Here is a 16,243-nt window from a genome sequence, read left to right as displayed (position 1 = left end):
CTTTGCTGGGATATCCAATATATTCCGTCCACAAGTTTGCTTGTGCCCCATAATGTATTTAGCTTCTTCAGCATTCAAGGCTGCAGGCACAGGCTCATACGCATAAACAGCCTCTAAGGGGTTGTAGCCACCAATGGTTACAGAATCTTCATTACGTGTTTGTGAATGATCAAAATAAACCGGTTTTCCAGGTGTCATGATCACCTGGTGTTTTTGCTTGGCAGCTTCTATTCCGCCATTTTCACCACGCCAGCTCATTACTATGGCATTAGGAGCTAAGCCACCTTCCAAAATTTCATCCCAACCGATTAAAGTACGCCCTTTGCTGTTTAAATACTTTTCCATCCTTTGTATGAAATAACTCTGTAGTTCATGTTCATCTTTCAAACCTTCCTTTTTCATACGTGCCTGGCATTTCGGACATTGTTTCCAGTTAGATTTAGGGCACTCATCACCACCTACATGGATATAAGTAGATGGGAAAAGCGGAAGTACTTCTGCCAACACATTTTCCAGGAATTGGAATGTAGAATCATTACCTGCACAAAACACATCTTCAAATACACCCCAGGTTTCTTGCACTAATTTCTTTTTTCCTTCTGCTTGTTGTTGTTTACTTGTGGGAGATGGGTTTGATGGAATTTTTGTCGGTCTGTCTGGAAAACAGCTTAACCATGGATAGGCAGCAATAGCAGCTGAAGCGTGACCTGGCATCTCTATTTCTGGAATAACCGCTATTCGTCGATCTTCAGCATATTTTACAATGTCCTTTACTTCATCTTGAGTGTAAAAGCCACCATAACGCAGGTTATCATTTCCTGTACCGGGATAGCGGCCAATAATAGTACCGTTTCTATAGCCACCAATCGTTGTTAGCTCAGGATATTTTTTGATTTCAATCCGCCAGCCCTGATCATCAGTTAAGTGCCAGTGGAAATAGTTCATTTTATGAAATGCTAGATAGTCAATATATTTTTTGACATACGATACTGGAAAAAAGTGACGACTCACATCCAGATGCATACTCCTGTAATTAAATCGAGGATAATCCTGAATAGTAACAAAAGGAATAAGCAGGGAAGAAACATTCACACCCTCATTAGAATTAATCAAAGGCTGAACGTTTAATGATGGCAGCAATTGAATAAGCGATTGCACGCCATAAAATGTACCATTATAAGTATCGCCACTAATTGCTATACCTTCTTTCGATACAGTTAATGAATAGGCGTCTTTATCAGGTGCCTTAATAAACTTCTTAGTAGCTAACCGTATATAATCTTTGCCTTCCTGCTTATCTATATCTAGTTTTAAGCCATAAACCTGTTGCAAATAATCATTAAGAAAGTTGGCTGCCTTACGATCTTCCTCATCACTTACAGTTATTACGGTCTTCTTGGAAAGCTTGAACTCCCCACTACCTACCTGCATTGATACTGGCTGTGGTATGATCTGTGGTGTAAGCTGTTTATGCTGTTGCGCTTGAACAAGTTGCACTAAGAACAAAAATGCAAATGTTATTCGTTTCATATTACTTGATTATGGGTAAAACAATACTTGATGGATACTGGCTACTATGATATATTTTGATGTCAGCTTTCTGGAAATCGTTGTCATTAGCCTCATAAATATTTACAAATTTCTGAGGGTTACGGTCAACTAACGGAAACCAACTACTTTGAACCTGCACCATAATACGGTGTCCTTTTTTAAAAGTATGTGCCACATCAGGTAAGTAAAAGTTTACTTTTTCTACTTTACCCAGTGTAAATGGCTCTGGTTTCTCAAAAGAATTACGAAATTTACCACGCATTACTTCTCCGCGAACTAGCATTTGGTAGCCCCCCATGAAATAGTCTACGCCATTAGGTGCGGGTGCTTTATAACTAAACGTATCAGGAAATACATCAATCAGCTTAACTACAAAATCAGCATCTGTTGTTGATAACGATGCAAATAGATCTGCATATAGAGGTCCACCAAGCGTCACATCATCTTGCAACACATCCGTCTGGAACACTAATACATCTGAACGTCTGGCAGCAAAGCGTTGATCATCAGTCATATATTCTCTTGTACGACGCAGGTGCACATCTTCTGTATAAGGCACAGGCTTAGAAGGATCGCTGGTATATTGACTAAAAGAAGCGGAAGTTGCAGGTTTATTCCAACCTAATTTTCCATTTGCTTGTAAATAGAGGTTTTGGGATTTCATATTAGCAACAGGCCATTGATCGAACTGCTTCCAGCTATTTTCACCTGTGAAAAAGACAGTGGCTTCCGCCAACTTTGAAAGGTCGCCTTTTCCTTTTAAATGATAATTAAAGAACGGCACTTCAATATTATTCTGATACCACTCAGAGGTCTTGGAACCAAATCTCACATTTCCTAAATAACTGCCATCTCCGCGGCCTCCCCACTGGCCATGAAACCATGGCCCAATAACCACTTTATTGTTATTCTTTGCCTTAGTTTCAATAGCCTTATATAAGTTCCAGGCGCCAAAACAATCCTCTGCATCAAATAATCCACCCACTACAAGTGTATTTGTATTTGCAGGAATATTCTGCACAAAATTCCTTGTATTGCGTGCTTTCCACCACTCATCCAAATTAGGATGTGCATAAAGATCCCTCCAGAAAGTAATGCTATCCCCATTAACTTGGCAAAATTTTTCAAAGCGCCTGTTTGCAGGTAAAAACTGTAATTATCCGCAAGTGGAGTAAAGCGTGGTGCAGCAGATTTTGAAGTAGGGACAGGACGCGGTGCACCAAAACTAGGATAGAAGGCAAAGGCATCCATAATAAAGAAGGCTCCATTATGGTGAAAGTCATCTCCCATAAACCAATCTGTAACCGGCGCCTGTGGACTCACTGCCTTTACTGCTGGGTGATTACTTAAAGCAACCATCGTAGAATAAAAGCCAGGGTAGGAGATTCCAAAGGCTCCTACATTGCCATTATTATTGGGAACATTTTTTATGAGCCAGTCTACGGCATCATAGGTATCACTGGCTTCATCTACCTGTGTTCCAGTCTTGGTCGTATTATAAGGGCGAACATCCACAAATTCACCTTCACTCATAAACTTACCACGCACATCTTGTACAACCATAATATAGTTTTCACGCATATAAAGGCGGTAGTAACTATTCCAAAAAGCATCCGGATAGTTGTTCTCACCATATGGCGCCGAAGAATATGGCGTACGACGCATTAGTATTGGATGTTTCTCTGAAGTGTCTTTAGGTATATAAATGGCGGTAAAGAGTTTCTTACCATCACGCATAGGAACCATGCGTTCTATTTTATAGTAGTTTTCACGTACCCATGCACTATCTAGAGAGTTCGTTTGTGCAAAGGAGAGAATAGATAGGACTAAACAAATAGAAAGCCCAAGCAACTTTTTCATGTTAGGTATTTAAAGGCTCCTAAGTTAGAGAAAAAGGATGGGGTATATAAAACAAACACAGGCTTGTATAAAGCCTGTGCATTAAAAGTGTGTATTTAGTGTATACTTTACCTTTAGAGACATTCTACTTCAAAATCTCTAAATTCCTTTTTCAGCTCATTGAAAATGGTTCTAAAGGTTCTCATGCGTTCCCGCAATTTTGCATGATTATCCATTCTTATATTCTCCAAACCCAATCCAGACAGCTCTTTCACAAAACTAGCCAGCTGTTTTTCTGATATCTTCAAATCATGTTTTAGATAATCAATGATCTCTTTTTGTAGTATAAACTGATTTTGAAAATGTTCAATTCCAACAGCTACTTCATTACTCTTATTGGTCCGGACTATTTTTACAAGGTAGTTTTCAAACATGTTAATCTCTTCTTTATAGAAGATCAATTCATTTATCCAACGCTGATATTCCAAATGAAGTTGTGTTATAGATATAGTAGGAAACATAGGTTATGATTTAAACCACAAAGTAACTCCACCCAAATCTTAAAAAGGCTAACTCTCGTTCAAATAAATAATGATAATTATCAGCTTTCTAACACACCCATTTTTCCGTTTTCAAAATCCAAAATGGCTTGTTTGATCTCACCAGGATAATTCATGACAAAAGGTCCATACGATATAACTGGTTCATTTATAGGTTGTCCGCTTAAGAATAAAAGCTGTCCATTTGTTTGAGCAGACAATGTAACAGTCTCTCCATCTGGTTTATAGATGGCAGTATTGTATTGCTCCAGATCAATGCCATTAGAAGTGATTTTACCATTTAACAAATAGGCAACAGTATTATAACCGGTTGGAATGTCAACAGTGATAAAACCTCCTTCGGTAAAATGCATCATCAAAGCAAGAATGGGAGTAAAAGTTGAAGCAGGGCCTTTTATCCCTTTATATTCTCCAGCAACAATATTGATTTCAAAACCATTCTCCTGTAAAACCGGTATGCTTGCTTTCTTTATATCCTGGTATTTTGGCGTGGTCATTTTATGATCACGGGGTAGATTTACCCACAGTTGTATCAGTTCCATAGTGCCGCCTTCGTTGGCAAAAGCTACTGATGGACCCTCACTATGTATAATACCACTACCTGCTGTCATCCATTGTACATCGCCACTCTCTAAAAAGCCCTCACTACCGGTAGAATCCTTATGATGTATCTTACCACTGTATAGAAAGGTCACAGGTTCAAAACCACGGTGGGGATGAGGACTCAAACGTGCTTTAATTGCGCCAGGCGCATATACATCAGGACCAGCATGGTGCAATAATAGAAAGGGACTCACTTGCTCAATACCAGCACTAGGGAAAGGTTGCTTTACATTAAAGGGCCCCACACTCATATGCTGTAGATCAGTATGCCTGATAGCGGTTTTCTCTTTCATAATAGTAGTATTTGAAAAAGAGCATGAAATTTACTCAATAATCAATAATGAGTAATCAATAGTTATTATAGTAATTAAGCTTCCACTTTCTCACTCACCAACTTTTTCGCCAGCCAAAGAAATTCGCGAATAAAAGTATCCACCGCTTTTCTAAAACTTTCTTCTATCAAATTACCTTCTGCATCAAACTTCTTTTCTACATGTGGCGTTACTAGCATATAAGGAGAACCGACACCAAACAGGGCATATACCAATTGCTGCATCTGCATGGCTGCCCGCATGCCACCCATTGAACCCGGTGACGCAGTAACAATTCCAAATGCCTTATGATGCTGTTTGGGAAAATGGTCAACCAGATTTTTTAAAGCAGGGGTATAGCTTCCATTAAATTCAGGGGTAAGCAGTATAAAAGCATCAGCACCAAACATGCGTTCAGCTAATGGCTTAAAAGGATCTGGAGTTGCTTCTACAGATACAAACACTTTTTGTATAACTGGCAATGGATATTCGCGGGTATCAAGGATCCCTACCTCATGTCCAGTTGAAGAAGTTATTGCTTTTTGCAAGTGTAATGCTACTCGGTATGTAACACTGTTCTTATTGGGACTGCCAGATATGATCTCTATCCTCATGATTCTTTTTTAATTGTTTAACGCACTCTTGGTGTTACAACTTCAAAGATAAATCCATTTTCATTCCTCAGTTCGAATGTCTGCTTTAGGTTAAATATTACCTTTAGCACAAATCATCAACATGCTAAACCGTAGAAAGTTTCTAAACTCCTCTGTTTTATCATCCTTAGGCCTATTGATTTCTTCAAATGGATTTGCTGAAACCAGGTACAAGACCACAAAAAACAATCCTATTGTAATTTCTACATGGGAGCCGAATGTAAAAGCAAATGCAGAAGCTTGGAAGATTTTAGTAAAGGGTGGTAGAGCTTTAGACGCAGTAGAAGCAGGTGTACAGATTCCGGAAGCTGATCCCGCTGATCAAAGTGTTGGTTATGGCGGTTTACCAGATAGAGATGGTAAAGTTACCCTCGATGCTTGTATTATGGATGAGAATAGCAATTGTGGCGCCGTAATGTTTTTAGAAGGTATTAAACATCCCATAAAAGTGGCTCGTTTGGTTATGGAAAAAACACCTCACGTTCAACTGGTTGGTGAAGGCGCTTTACAATTTGCACTGGCAAACGGTTTCACTATTGAAAACTTGCTTACTCCTGAAAGTGAAGCTGCCTGGAAAAACTGGTTGAAGAACGCTAACTACGACCCGATGACAATTCCCAAAATTTTAGAAGAGCGCAATAAGAAAAATATACCGGGCCAGGTAAACAATCACGATACCATTGGCATGATGGCAATGGATGCAGCAGGGAACTTAAGCGGTGCCTGCACCACTAGCGGTATGGCCTTTAAAATGCGCGGACGTGTAGGTGATAGTCCTATCATCGGTGCGGGACTTTTTGTTGACAATGAGGTAGGAGCTGCTACATCTTCTGGTGTGGGTGAAGAAGTTGTACGCATCTGTGGATCACACACAGTAGTAGAATTAATGAGACAGGGTAAATCACCCAAGGAGGCTTGCAAGGGTGCCGTGCAGCGCATTATGAAGATTAAAGGAGATAAGGCCAAAGACCTGCAGGTTGGTTTTATTGCCATTAATAAGAAAGGTGAATATGGTGGCTATGCCATTCAAAAAGGCTTTTCAGTGGCCGTTCAGTCCAATGCAGGCGTTAAAGTGTTCCACGCAGAAAGCTTTTACAAATAACAACCAACTGCCCTCATCTTAATTTTACCAACTAAAACAATTCAACCTTTCAATCATTGAATTTGTCGATGACTAATTACATTATAGAAATTGCCACAACCGATTTCACTACTTCCAAGGCTGCTGTAGAGGGCGGTGCCGATCGTATTGAACTGTGTGCAGCCTTAGTAGAGGGGGGAACAACTCCTTCTTATGGCACTATCAGGCAATGTAGGGAAGCATTCAATACCACCTTATTTCCCATCATCCGCCCCCGCGGAGGCGATTTCCTTTACACAGAGGAAGAATTCCAGATCATGCTCAAAGAAGTCAAGCTTTGTAAAGAATTGGGCTGCGATGGTGTTGTCATAGGCATGCTCCTGTCTAATGGTGCCATTGACGTAAAACATACCGAGGCTTTAGTAAATGCAGCCTATCCATTAGAGGTAACATTTCACCGTGCCTTTGATCGTTGTGCAGACCCATTTGAAGCCTTGGAACAATTAATAGATATCGGTTGCCAGCGTATACTTACATCTGGCCAGAAACCTACTGTTACAGAAGGATTGGATACCTTGGTAGAACTGGTGAAGGCCGCAGATGATCGCATTATTATTTTGCCAGGCAGCGGCGTCCGTAAAGAGAATATTAAGCTGCTGGCAGAAAAATCTGGCGCTACAGAATTCCATTCTTCTTTGAGAAGTAGTACCAAAACAAAAATGACATTTATTCATCCTGCCTTTGCTACATCAGAAGAGTCTTATATCAACCCATGTATTCACCCAGAAGAAGTAAAAGCCTTACGAAACGCATTATATCAATAGTATGAACAAACTCTCGCTTTCCTTGCTGTTTTCTTTATCAGTATTGACATCACAAGCACAAACCGATTACACCAACTTAGTCAATCCGTTTATTGGTACGGGTGGACATGGACATACTTACCCAGGCGCCAGCATGCCGTTTGGTATGATGCAATTGAGCCCGGATACACGCATGGCCGACTGGGATGGTAGTTCTGGTTATCATTACAGCGACTCTGTGATTTATGGTTTCTCACATACACACTTAAGTGGCGTGGGCATTCCTGATTATTGCGATGTTCTAATGATGCCATTCAGTGGCGAGGTTAAATGGAATAATAAAGAGTATCGTTCCTCTTTCTCTCATAAAAATGAAAAAGCATCTCCGGGTTACTATGAAGTATTGCTGGATAAAGATAACATCAAAGCAAAGCTGACAACCTCATACAGAAGTGGTATGCATGAATATCAATTCGCGCCCAATACCAACGACGGAGCTGTATTGATCGATTTAAAACACCGCGACCAGGTGCTGGAATCCTATATAGAGAAAGTAAGTCCTTATGAACTGCGCGGATTGCGTCGCAGTAAATCCTGGGCATCCAATCAAATCTTATATTTCTACATCCGCTTTGAACAACCCATCCAGGAATTTGCTGTAATGGGCGATGATGGCAAAGTTGTAAATACCGCCATAGCACAAGGTAACAATGTCAAAGCCTTCGTGCGCTTTAATACCACTTCCAATAAAGTGGTGAAGGCAAAAGTGGGCATATCTGGCGTTAGTACAGATGGTGCCAAGCTCAATCTGGATACTGAGATTACAGATTGGAACTTTGACAAGATTCGTCAAACAGCCAAAGATGCCTGGAATAAAGAATTGAATAAGATTGAGGTGAAAGGTGGCACTAAAGACCAGCAAACGATCTTCTATTCAGCACTGTATCACACTTTCTTAGCTCCTAATATCTACCAGGATGTTGATGGTCAGTATCGTGGAACAGATCTGAAAGTTCATAAAGCAAATGGGTTTACCAATTACTCTGTGTTCTCTCTTTGGGATACTTACAGAGGCTACAATCCTTTAATGACCATTATTAATCAAAAACGTGTTACCGATTGGATCAACACCTTTTTGGCACAATATCAAAACGGTGGCATGCTACCGGTATGGGAATTAAGTGGCAATGAAACCTTCTGTATGATCGGCTACCACTCTGTTCCTGTAATTGTAGATGCATATCAAAAAGGAATTCGTGGCTTTAATACCCAGTTGGCCTTACAAGCTATGCGTTCTTATGCTGAAAGCGACCGCTTTGGACTAGCAAATTATCGTGAAAATGGTTTTTTAAGTAATGAAAAAGACCATGAGTCTGTTTCTAAAACATTAGAATATGCGTATGATGATTGGTGTATTGCCCAGTTTGCTAAAATGTTAGGCAACGATTCTGTTTATCAAACGTACAGCCAGCGTGCTCAATACTACAAAAACGTATTTGACCCACAGACCAGGCATATGCGCGGGAAAGTAGCTGGACTATGGTATTCTCCATTTGATGCACGCGAGGTGAATAATTTTTACACAGAAGGAAACTCTTGGCAATATTCTTTTGCAGCACCGCAAGACATTCAAACCCTGATTCAACTATATGGTGGTAAACAAGCATTTGGTAAAAAACTGAATGAATTATTTACGACCGCTTCTAAATTAACGGGTAGAGAACAAGCCGACGTAACAGGATTAATTGGCCAATATGCACATGGTAATGAACCTAGTCACCACATGGCTTACTTATTCAATTATGCAGGAATGCCTTGGCGCACACAAGAATTGATTCATCAGATCAATACGGAGTTTTATAAAAATAGTCCGGATGGTTTGATTGGTAATGAAGACTGTGGACAGATGAGCGCCTGGTTTGTTTTAAGCTCTATGGGCTTTTATCCAGTGTGTCCAGGCTCAGGAAATTACGATCTGGGATCACCGTTATTTGATGAAGTAAAGATAAATCTGGAAGACGGTAAGAGTTTCATTATCAATGCAAAGAATAACTCATCTAAAGCAAAATATATAGTAGCTACCAGTCTCAATGGTAAGCCATTTACGGCTAATTATATCTCGCATACTGATGTAATGAAGGGAGGGCAATTAGATTTTACAATGAGCAGCCAACCTCAAAAATCCAGAGGTATTAGTGATAAAGATGTTCCGGTATCAAAGATCACAACAGAACCCATTGTGGCTGTTCCTTACTTTGACATGATTACCAACAAGTTTACGAAAAACTTGCAGGTGAAGTTAAAAACCTATGAGCCGAATACGGATATCTACTATATGTGGATCCAGCCCAACATCCGCTCACGTTTTGTTAAGTACACCAAACCGTTTCCCATTTCACAGTCTGGCGAATTACATATTTATGCAGAACGAAATGGTGTAAAGAGCAGGGAAGTGGTGCAGCCCTTTTACCATGTACCGGGCGATAAATCAATTACGGTTTTAAGCAAAGTACACCCTATGTATACTGGCGGTGGACCTGAAGCTTTAATTGATGGTATAGAAGGTACAACAAATTGGAAAACAGGAGCCTGGCAAAGCTATTTTAATACTGACTTTGAAGCTATTGTAGATCAGAAGAAGGTTAAGCCTGTTTCTTATGTAGGTGTACATGTGTTACAGGATATAAGTCCATGGATCATGTATCCCAAAGAAGTGATCTTTTATGGTAGCGATGATGGTAAGACGTATAAGGAAATAGCTCGGGCTACCAACAAAGTAGATCAACAACTAGAAACCATACAAGTTCAAGAATTAGGCGCTGAAGTCAATACAAAAGCGCGCTATATTAAAGTAAAAGCTATTTCCGGCGGTAAATTGCCTTCTTGGCATGAAAGCGCCAGCGAACCCTCACACTTGTTTATCGATGAAGTTATTGTTAGATAAACTACACAAGCCCCTGGCCCAAATGGGTAAGCACGGCTCATGAATGACAAATGGTTAATAGTAAGTAGTGCCAGCACACAAATCCAAAAAAATCAAAAGCTCATATAATACAAAAGCACTCCAATGGTGGAGTGCTTTTGTATATAAAATGGTTAGCTCTCTGCATGTACGTGTAGCGTGCAACCTTCCTTTCACGTCTCACGTTTGACGTTTCACAAACCCACAAAACTCATATTTCTTCTATAACTGAATTTCCAGAAGATTGGTCGCCAGAAGTCCACTGCCAGGCCTCATGCAGGCGAAGCTTTCCGTTGGGTAAGATTTCAGGTTTGGAATGACAGATGCCTGTCATCAATTTTCCATCAGTGTTGATATGCTGGTAACGCATATTCAAGTGCCCTGTTTCATCAACAATTGCAATCAGATGTCCCTTAATGATATTACCACCGCTATAGTGGGCTGTAACAATGTAGTCTTGCTGTTGATAATAAAAAAACGTTTCGCTCCCTACATCCCCATTGCTGGAGTTGTTTACGGAACGAAACGTCTTGTTGTTATAATTGATCAAGTGTTTAATCCACTTTAGTGATCTTCACCACGTTGGTGGGTAAGTGAAGATGCACAGGTGTACTACCTGTATTCACTACCACATCGCCGGATTTCAAGAATCCACGCTCTTTCAGGATATTGATCTGGTCTTGTACAATATCATCTAAGCTTTCCTCTTCATTATAGAAAAAGGCACGTACACCCCAGCTTAAACTTAACTGGTTGATAAGTGAGCGCTCTTTACTAAATACATACAAAGGAGCCTTAGGTCTGTAAGAGCTTAACATGAAACCTGTATATCCACTTTGTGTCATACCAATTAAGGCATCAGCATGTACATCTTTAGCTAAGCTACAGGCATTATAGCAGGTGGCATCAGATAAGAAAGAAGGAGAGTGGGGCTGAGGCTGTAGCGCTTCCTCAAGGTTATAACGGTAATCTGTACGCTCTACTTCCATAATGATCTTGCGCATGGTTTCAACTACCAGGTGTGGATGTTGACCTGTAGCTGTTTCACCACTTAGCATCACGGCATCTGCACCTTCCAATACAGCGTTTGCAACATCAGTGATTTCGCTACGGTTAGGTTTAATGCGGTCGATCATGCTTTCCATCATCTGTGTAGCCACAATCACAGGCTTAGCACGGTGTAAGCATTTACGAATAATTTGCTTTTGAATTAATGGAACTTGTTCTACTGGCAGCTCAACACCAAGGTCGCCACGCGCAACCATGATACCATCACTTTCGACAATAATATCACGGATGTTATGAAGTGCTTCTGGCTTCTCAATTTTAGCTATGATCTTCGTCTTGCTTTTGCGTTCTTGCAGTTTATTTCGCAGTATAATGATATCCTTTACACTACGAACAAATGATAATGCCACCCAGTCTAACTGCTGGTCTATAATGAATTCCAGGTCTACAAGGTCTTTTTCCGTTAATGCTGGCAAAGAGATTTTTGTATCTGGGAGGTTAATTCCTTTTTTAGAAGAAAGACGCCCCCCCATAGTTACTTGCACCTTTACTTCACCGGTTTTGGCACTAATATTTTTTACCTGTACTTCCAGCTTTCCATCGTCGATCATGATCTTATTGCCCACCTTCACATCAGCATGCAGGTTAGGGTAAGAAACATAGATTTTTTCTTTATTACCAACTACTTTCTCATTGGTAAAGGTTAAGATGTCGCCTGGCTCAACATCAATACCGCCTCCTTCCATTTCACCTACACGCAATTTAGGACCTTGTAGATCGCCCAAAATAGCAATGTTATAAGGTTCATTCTTGTTGATGTTGCGGATAATTTCAATGATACGGGCTTTGTCATCGTGTGCACCATGAGAAAAGTTCAGGCGGAAAACGTTCACGCCACATTTAACCAACTGCAAGAGCTTTTCTGGTGTATCGCAGGCTGGACCTACAGTAGCTACAATTTTAGTACGATGGTACGCGTGTTCAATCCCTGCCGTCTTATCCATCTGACGGTGTAAATATTTATCTATATTCTTACTCATAATACCAACCTCTTAAGGGGAGTTTAGTTTGTTTTGAAATAGTTCTTCTCGTATATAAATTCTTCTATTAAAAGAGCTGTTATTTTTCTATAAGACTCTTTACTCCTGAGTCGTTTTCAAGGAGACAGGGCAAATTAACTAGCCAATATCTTTACAATCTTCATCCATTCTTCAGAAATAGTGCCTTTCTTTTTTCCCACGTTTTCCAGTGGCACATAGTTCATTTTATTGTTCAGGATACCAACAAACACATTGAATTTACCTTCAATTAAACACTCAACAGCATGATAGCCCATACGGCTGGCAATTAAGCGGTCCAAACAGGAGGGGGCACCTCCACGTTGAATATGTCCTAAGATACATACCCTGGCTTCAGCCTTAGGTAAATGCTCCTTTAAAAGGTTGGCTACATTTTGAGCACCGCCATATTCATCACCCTCAGCTACCACTATAATATTTACCAGCTTTTTACGGCGTTCTTTTTCCTGTAAGGAGTTAATGATGTCTTTAAGATCGGTCTTCCGTTCGGGAACCAAAATATTTTCCGCACCGGTAGCTATTCCACTGTGTAGTGCTATATAGCCGGCATCTCTGCCCATTACTTCTACTATAAATAAGCGGTCATGAGCATCAGCAGTATCACGAATTTTGTCAATAGCTTCTACAGCAGTATTCACTGCAGTATCAAAACCTATTGTAAAATCGGTACCATAGATATCTTTATCGATGGTGCCGGCAATACCTATAACAGGTATGTCATATTCCTGGCTAAAAGCCACAGCTCCTCTGAATGAGCCGTCGCCGCCTATAACAACAAGGCCTTCAATTCCTCTTTGTTTTAGGATTTCATAAGCCTTTTTGCGGCCTTCAGGCGTGTAAAATTCTTTGCAGCGAGCTGTTTTTAGGATTGTGCCGCCTCGCTGAATGATATTGGCAACAGAGCGACCTTCCATTTGATAGATATCATCTTCCATCAAGCCTTGGTATCCTCTCATGATACCAAATACATCCAATCCATGGTAAATTCCGGTACGTACTACAGCGCGCACGGCAGCATTCATTCCAGGGGCATCGCCTCCGGAGGTTAATACACCAATGCGACTTATTTTCTTTTGCATCAGGTTATTGTAATTTCAAACAAGATAGAACAGTTGCTTCCAACTGCCCTGTAAAATCCAAAAATAAGATTTTGTATTAACTGTGTAGACTATACACATTTTAAATAATTAAATTAATCTTCATGGGTAAATTATTACTCTTATATAAATCGATTATTTCACCATTAAATCACCCTTTGCTTAAATGTCCATTCTATTGTTGAGTGGCACAAAATTAGTTCCCTCTGCCATACCTATAAGACAGTTTATGACCAGCCTTTGCACCTTAACTCTTTCATTTTTTTTAACAATATATAACCCCTTGACCGTTTTACCTCCACAACCTGATTCAAGTAAATTACCTTTAACAAAGTCAATAACTGGTATTTTTATATCTAATTGGGAACAGGTAACATCTTGGGAAGCCATTAAAAACCAAGAAACCATACAATATTCCTTTAAACGTTTACTTTCTAAACAACAAATACAACTATTGTCTAAAAGTGAATTAGTTGTATTTGTCAAAGGATACCTATTTGAAGATACTTCTGATTCGGAAAAGCCGCTTTCGCTTCCCTTTTACTTTTTTACTCCTGACGGCAATGCCTTAAAACCACTTTCTTGGTACTATACTACATCATCGGATCATTTGGTCATAACGTTTCAAGCACCGTTAGACATGACCGAAAAACTTACAAAGTTGAAAGAAAAGGTTCAATTCTGTTATTTCCTACTGGACAAATCCTATTTAAAGAAGAAAAAGCTTAGTCCAACAGCGTTAAAGAATATGAGTTATAAACAGTTAATAACGTTTACTGCAAAAACACCATAGGGGAGATAACATTATTTTTGAATGATGCAAAAGGTATTAATAACAGGTGCCAACGGCTTTCTTGGTCATTACTTAACGGCTTTGCTGGTTCATAATTATAAAGTAATTGCTACGGGGAAAGGGGCTTGTCGCATTAACTTGCTACACGAGAACTTTTGCTACGAATCCTTGGATTTTACTCAAAGGGATGCGGTTGAGTACTTGTTTCAAAAAGTAAAGCCAGATATTGTTGTCCATGCTGGTGCTATTTCTCAACCCGATACATGTGAATTAAATAAAGAGTTCGCCTATCAATCAAATGTCGAGTCTACTAAACATTTGCTGGCGCAATCAAACTTTTTGAAAAGCTTTTTTGTGTATGTATCTACTGATTTTGTATTTGATGGCCAAACAGGTATGTACATTGAAGAAGATGTTCCTAATCCTGTTAATTACTATGGAATGACCAAATTACTTTCAGAAAATGCAGTACAGGCTTATGAATATGATTGGTCAATTGTTCGCACGGTATTAGTTTATGGAGCACCAAAGTCAGGCAGAGATAATATTTTAACAATAGTAGCTAAATCGCTAAAGGAAGGGAAAATGTCTCGTATTGTAAATGACCAGGTGCGTACGCCCACATATGTGGAAGATTTGGCAGGGGCTATAAATACCATTATTGCTAAAAAGGCTACCGGTATTTATCACATTTCAGGCAATGACATACTTACTCCTTATCAAATGACAATAGCTGTTGCAAAGTATTTAGGACTGAAAGAGTCCTTGATTGAACCTGTAACAGCAAATACCTTTCAACAACCAGCCTTACGCCCACCCAAAACGGGCTTTCGACTGGCAAAAGCAGAACGGGAGTTAGGTTATAAACCTATTTCTTTCGAGGAAGGGTTACAAAAAACGTTTAGGGAAATAAAGCCGATGATGGAAAGGATTTAGTGTACGACTAGCTCATCATTACTACATTTACGCTTCTTTGCAAGATATTAAATGCAATTTCCGCCATCAGGTTTTCCTTATCCAATGTAGGATTCACTTCAGTAATCTCAAAACAGCATACTTTTCTATTCTGCATAAACTTAGAGATCAAATCTTCAGCCTCTCTTTCTTTTAAGCCATTTCCTACAGGTGTACCAGTGCCTTTTGATATGGATGAGTCAAGGCTATCAACATCAAAGGATATATAAATATCAGTGCAGTCACTTAAATAACGCAATACAGAACGCACAACGTTTTCAGGCCCTTTACTACGAACCTCTTTTGTAGAAACGACCTTTATACCGTACTTGTCGATTAAATGCTTTTCCTCACGTTCAAAATCACGTAAAGAGATTAATACAATATCCTCAGGCAAAACTTTGGGTGCAATCTTTCCTAAGTTCTTTAAATATTGCCAGTGCTTTTGTGTTTCAGGATCCAAGTCATGAACGGCGCATTCTTTATTATCATCATTAATAGAAATAGCAAGGGGCATACCATGCATATTACCAGATGGGGTGGTGTAGGGGGTATGTAAATCAGCATGAGCGTCGATCCAGATCACGCCTAGTTTACTTTTTGGCTTAGCTATTTTAATTCCAGCTATCGTAGCACCGCCAATACTGTGATCACCAGAAAGTACAACAGGGAAGAAATGACCTTTTAAGCTATCGGTAACAGACTTACTAACTTTTTCATACATCGAAACAATTCCTTTTATGCGCTTTGCATATGGTGATTGAATCGGCTCATACAACAATTTATTTTCTACAGGAATGGACTCACAAGGAAAATGTACAAAAAAACTGGACATATAATCCAGAGCTGCAATTTTTATAGCTTCTACACCCAGACTAGCACCTCTAGTTCCTGCTCCAATCTCTGATGGAACCTCAATCAGCTTAATATTTTTCATGCAATCGTTTTA

At 39.7% G+C, this 16,243-nt stretch carries 14 protein-coding genes and 1 pseudogene; 5 read left to right on the top strand and 10 right to left on the bottom strand.

From position 1 onward, the window contains the following. Positions 1-4 precede the first annotated feature (4 nt). The 6 genes and pseudogenes from SY85_RS03370 to SY85_RS03350 all read right to left on the bottom strand — a co-directional run. Positions 5-1,431, bottom strand: a pseudogene (locus SY85_RS03370) (beta-N-acetylhexosaminidase); the annotation flags it as partial. 100 nt (positions 1,432-1,531) lie between these two features. Then, positions 1,532-2,611 carry a CocE/NonD family hydrolase gene (locus SY85_RS26080; RefSeq protein ID WP_250647452.1) on the bottom strand — a complete coding sequence of 360 codons (1,080 nt, stop codon included), beginning with the start codon at positions 2,609-2,611 and terminating at the stop codon, positions 1,532-1,534. Next, the gene (locus tag SY85_RS26075; RefSeq protein ID WP_250647451.1) at positions 2,536-3,411 is read right to left on the bottom strand and encodes a CocE/NonD family hydrolase; all 876 of its coding nucleotides are present in this window, start codon (positions 3,409-3,411) and stop codon (positions 2,536-2,538) included. The genes SY85_RS26080 and SY85_RS26075 overlap by 76 nt, the downstream gene beginning before the upstream one ends. A 113-nt stretch (positions 3,412-3,524) precedes the next feature. Further along, positions 3,525-3,911, bottom strand: a complete 387-nt coding sequence (locus SY85_RS03360; protein ID WP_066401806.1) for a hypothetical protein — start codon at positions 3,909-3,911, stop codon at positions 3,525-3,527. 80 nt (positions 3,912-3,991) lie between these two features. Further along, entirely contained in the window at positions 3,992-4,846 is an 855-nt protein-coding gene (locus SY85_RS03355; RefSeq protein ID WP_066401805.1) for a pirin family protein, read from the bottom strand. Positions 4,847-4,920: 74 nt separating this feature from the next. Continuing rightward, positions 4,921-5,478 carry an NADPH-dependent FMN reductase gene (locus SY85_RS03350; RefSeq protein ID WP_066401804.1) on the bottom strand — a complete coding sequence of 186 codons (558 nt, stop codon included), beginning with the start codon at positions 5,476-5,478 and terminating at the stop codon, positions 4,921-4,923. A 121-nt stretch (positions 5,479-5,599) separates the two neighbouring features. Between SY85_RS03350 and SY85_RS03345 the strand changes: the two genes are divergently transcribed. From SY85_RS03345 to SY85_RS03335, 3 genes are all read left to right on the top strand, one after another. Then, positions 5,600-6,619 carry a glycosylasparaginase gene (locus tag SY85_RS03345; protein ID WP_066401803.1) on the top strand — a complete coding sequence of 340 codons (1,020 nt, stop codon included), beginning with the start codon at positions 5,600-5,602 and terminating at the stop codon, positions 6,617-6,619. Positions 6,620-6,687: 68 nt separating this feature from the next. After that, positions 6,688-7,422 carry a copper homeostasis protein CutC gene (locus SY85_RS03340; protein ID WP_066401802.1) on the top strand — a complete coding sequence of 245 codons (735 nt, stop codon included), beginning with the start codon at positions 6,688-6,690 and terminating at the stop codon, positions 7,420-7,422. A gap of 1 nt (position 7,423) precedes the next feature. Further along, on the top strand, positions 7,424-10,345 hold the full coding sequence (locus SY85_RS03335; protein ID WP_066401801.1) for a GH92 family glycosyl hydrolase: 2,922 nt from the start codon (positions 7,424-7,426) through the stop codon (positions 10,343-10,345). Between the two features lie 229 nt (positions 10,346-10,574). Here SY85_RS03335 and SY85_RS03330 read toward each other — a convergent pair whose 3' ends face one another. The 3 genes from SY85_RS03330 to pfkA form a co-directional block, all read right to left on the bottom strand. Further along, positions 10,575-10,913 (bottom strand): avidin-fold protein, encoded by a 339-nt coding sequence (locus SY85_RS03330; RefSeq protein WP_066401800.1) that lies wholly within the window; start codon positions 10,911-10,913, stop codon positions 10,575-10,577. A gap of 4 nt (positions 10,914-10,917) precedes the next feature. Continuing rightward, positions 10,918-12,411, bottom strand: coding sequence for a pyruvate kinase (gene pyk, locus SY85_RS03325; protein WP_066401799.1), 1,494 nt, complete (start codon positions 12,409-12,411; stop codon positions 10,918-10,920). A 134-nt stretch (positions 12,412-12,545) separates the two neighbouring features. Further along, on the bottom strand, positions 12,546-13,529 hold the full coding sequence (gene pfkA, locus SY85_RS03320) for a 6-phosphofructokinase (protein ID WP_066401798.1): 984 nt from the start codon (positions 13,527-13,529) through the stop codon (positions 12,546-12,548). A 184-nt stretch (positions 13,530-13,713) separates the two neighbouring features. On the opposite strand from pfkA, the gene SY85_RS03315 reads away from it, so the two are divergent. Together SY85_RS03315 and SY85_RS03310 are read left to right on the top strand one after the other, a co-directional pair. Next, the gene (locus SY85_RS03315) at positions 13,714-14,340 is read left to right on the top strand and encodes a hypothetical protein (protein ID WP_066401797.1); all 627 of its coding nucleotides are present in this window, start codon (positions 13,714-13,716) and stop codon (positions 14,338-14,340) included. A gap of 21 nt (positions 14,341-14,361) precedes the next feature. After that, positions 14,362-15,276 carry an SDR family oxidoreductase gene (locus SY85_RS03310; RefSeq protein ID WP_226998983.1) on the top strand — a complete coding sequence of 305 codons (915 nt, stop codon included), beginning with the start codon at positions 14,362-14,364 and terminating at the stop codon, positions 15,274-15,276. Positions 15,277-15,283: 7 nt separating this feature from the next. On the opposite strand, the gene SY85_RS03305 is transcribed toward SY85_RS03310, so the two are convergent. Next, positions 15,284-16,231, bottom strand: coding sequence for an arginase (locus SY85_RS03305; protein ID WP_066401796.1), 948 nt, complete (start codon positions 16,229-16,231; stop codon positions 15,284-15,286). Positions 16,232-16,243 lie beyond the last annotated feature (12 nt).

The organism is Flavisolibacter tropicus (assembly GCF_001644645.1).
Taxonomy (GTDB): Bacteria; Bacteroidota; Bacteroidia; order Chitinophagales; family Chitinophagaceae; genus Flavisolibacter; species Flavisolibacter tropicus.
The sequence above is the reverse complement of the archived record's forward strand: the minus strand, read 5'-3'. Positions and strand labels throughout refer to the sequence as shown.

Coding starts and splice junctions, on each gene's coding strand:
- pfkA (WP_066401798.1), bottom strand. CDS start 13,529: ATGCAAAAGAAAATAAGTCGCATTGGTGTATTAACCTCCGGAGGCGAT.
- SY85_RS03335 (WP_066401801.1), top strand. CDS start 7,424: ATGAACAAACTCTCGCTTTCCTTGCTGTTTTCTTTATCAGTATTGACA.
- SY85_RS26075 (WP_250647451.1), bottom strand. CDS start 3,411: ATGAAAAAGTTGCTTGGGCTTTCTATTTGTTTAGTCCTATCTATTCTC.
- SY85_RS03360 (WP_066401806.1), bottom strand. CDS start 3,911: ATGTTTCCTACTATATCTATAACACAACTTCATTTGGAATATCAGCGT.
- SY85_RS03345 (WP_066401803.1), top strand. CDS start 5,600: ATGCTAAACCGTAGAAAGTTTCTAAACTCCTCTGTTTTATCATCCTTA.
- pyk (WP_066401799.1), bottom strand. CDS start 12,411: ATGAGTAAGAATATAGATAAATATTTACACCGTCAGATGGATAAGACG.
- SY85_RS03350 (WP_066401804.1), bottom strand. CDS start 5,478: ATGAGGATAGAGATCATATCTGGCAGTCCCAATAAGAACAGTGTTACA.
- SY85_RS03340 (WP_066401802.1), top strand. CDS start 6,688: ATGACTAATTACATTATAGAAATTGCCACAACCGATTTCACTACTTCC.
- SY85_RS03315 (WP_066401797.1), top strand. CDS start 13,714: ATGTCCATTCTATTGTTGAGTGGCACAAAATTAGTTCCCTCTGCCATA.
- SY85_RS03310 (WP_226998983.1), top strand. CDS start 14,362: ATGATGCAAAAGGTATTAATAACAGGTGCCAACGGCTTTCTTGGTCAT.
- SY85_RS03305 (WP_066401796.1), bottom strand. CDS start 16,231: ATGAAAAATATTAAGCTGATTGAGGTTCCATCAGAGATTGGAGCAGGA.
- SY85_RS03355 (WP_066401805.1), bottom strand. CDS start 4,846: ATGAAAGAGAAAACCGCTATCAGGCATACTGATCTACAGCATATGAGT.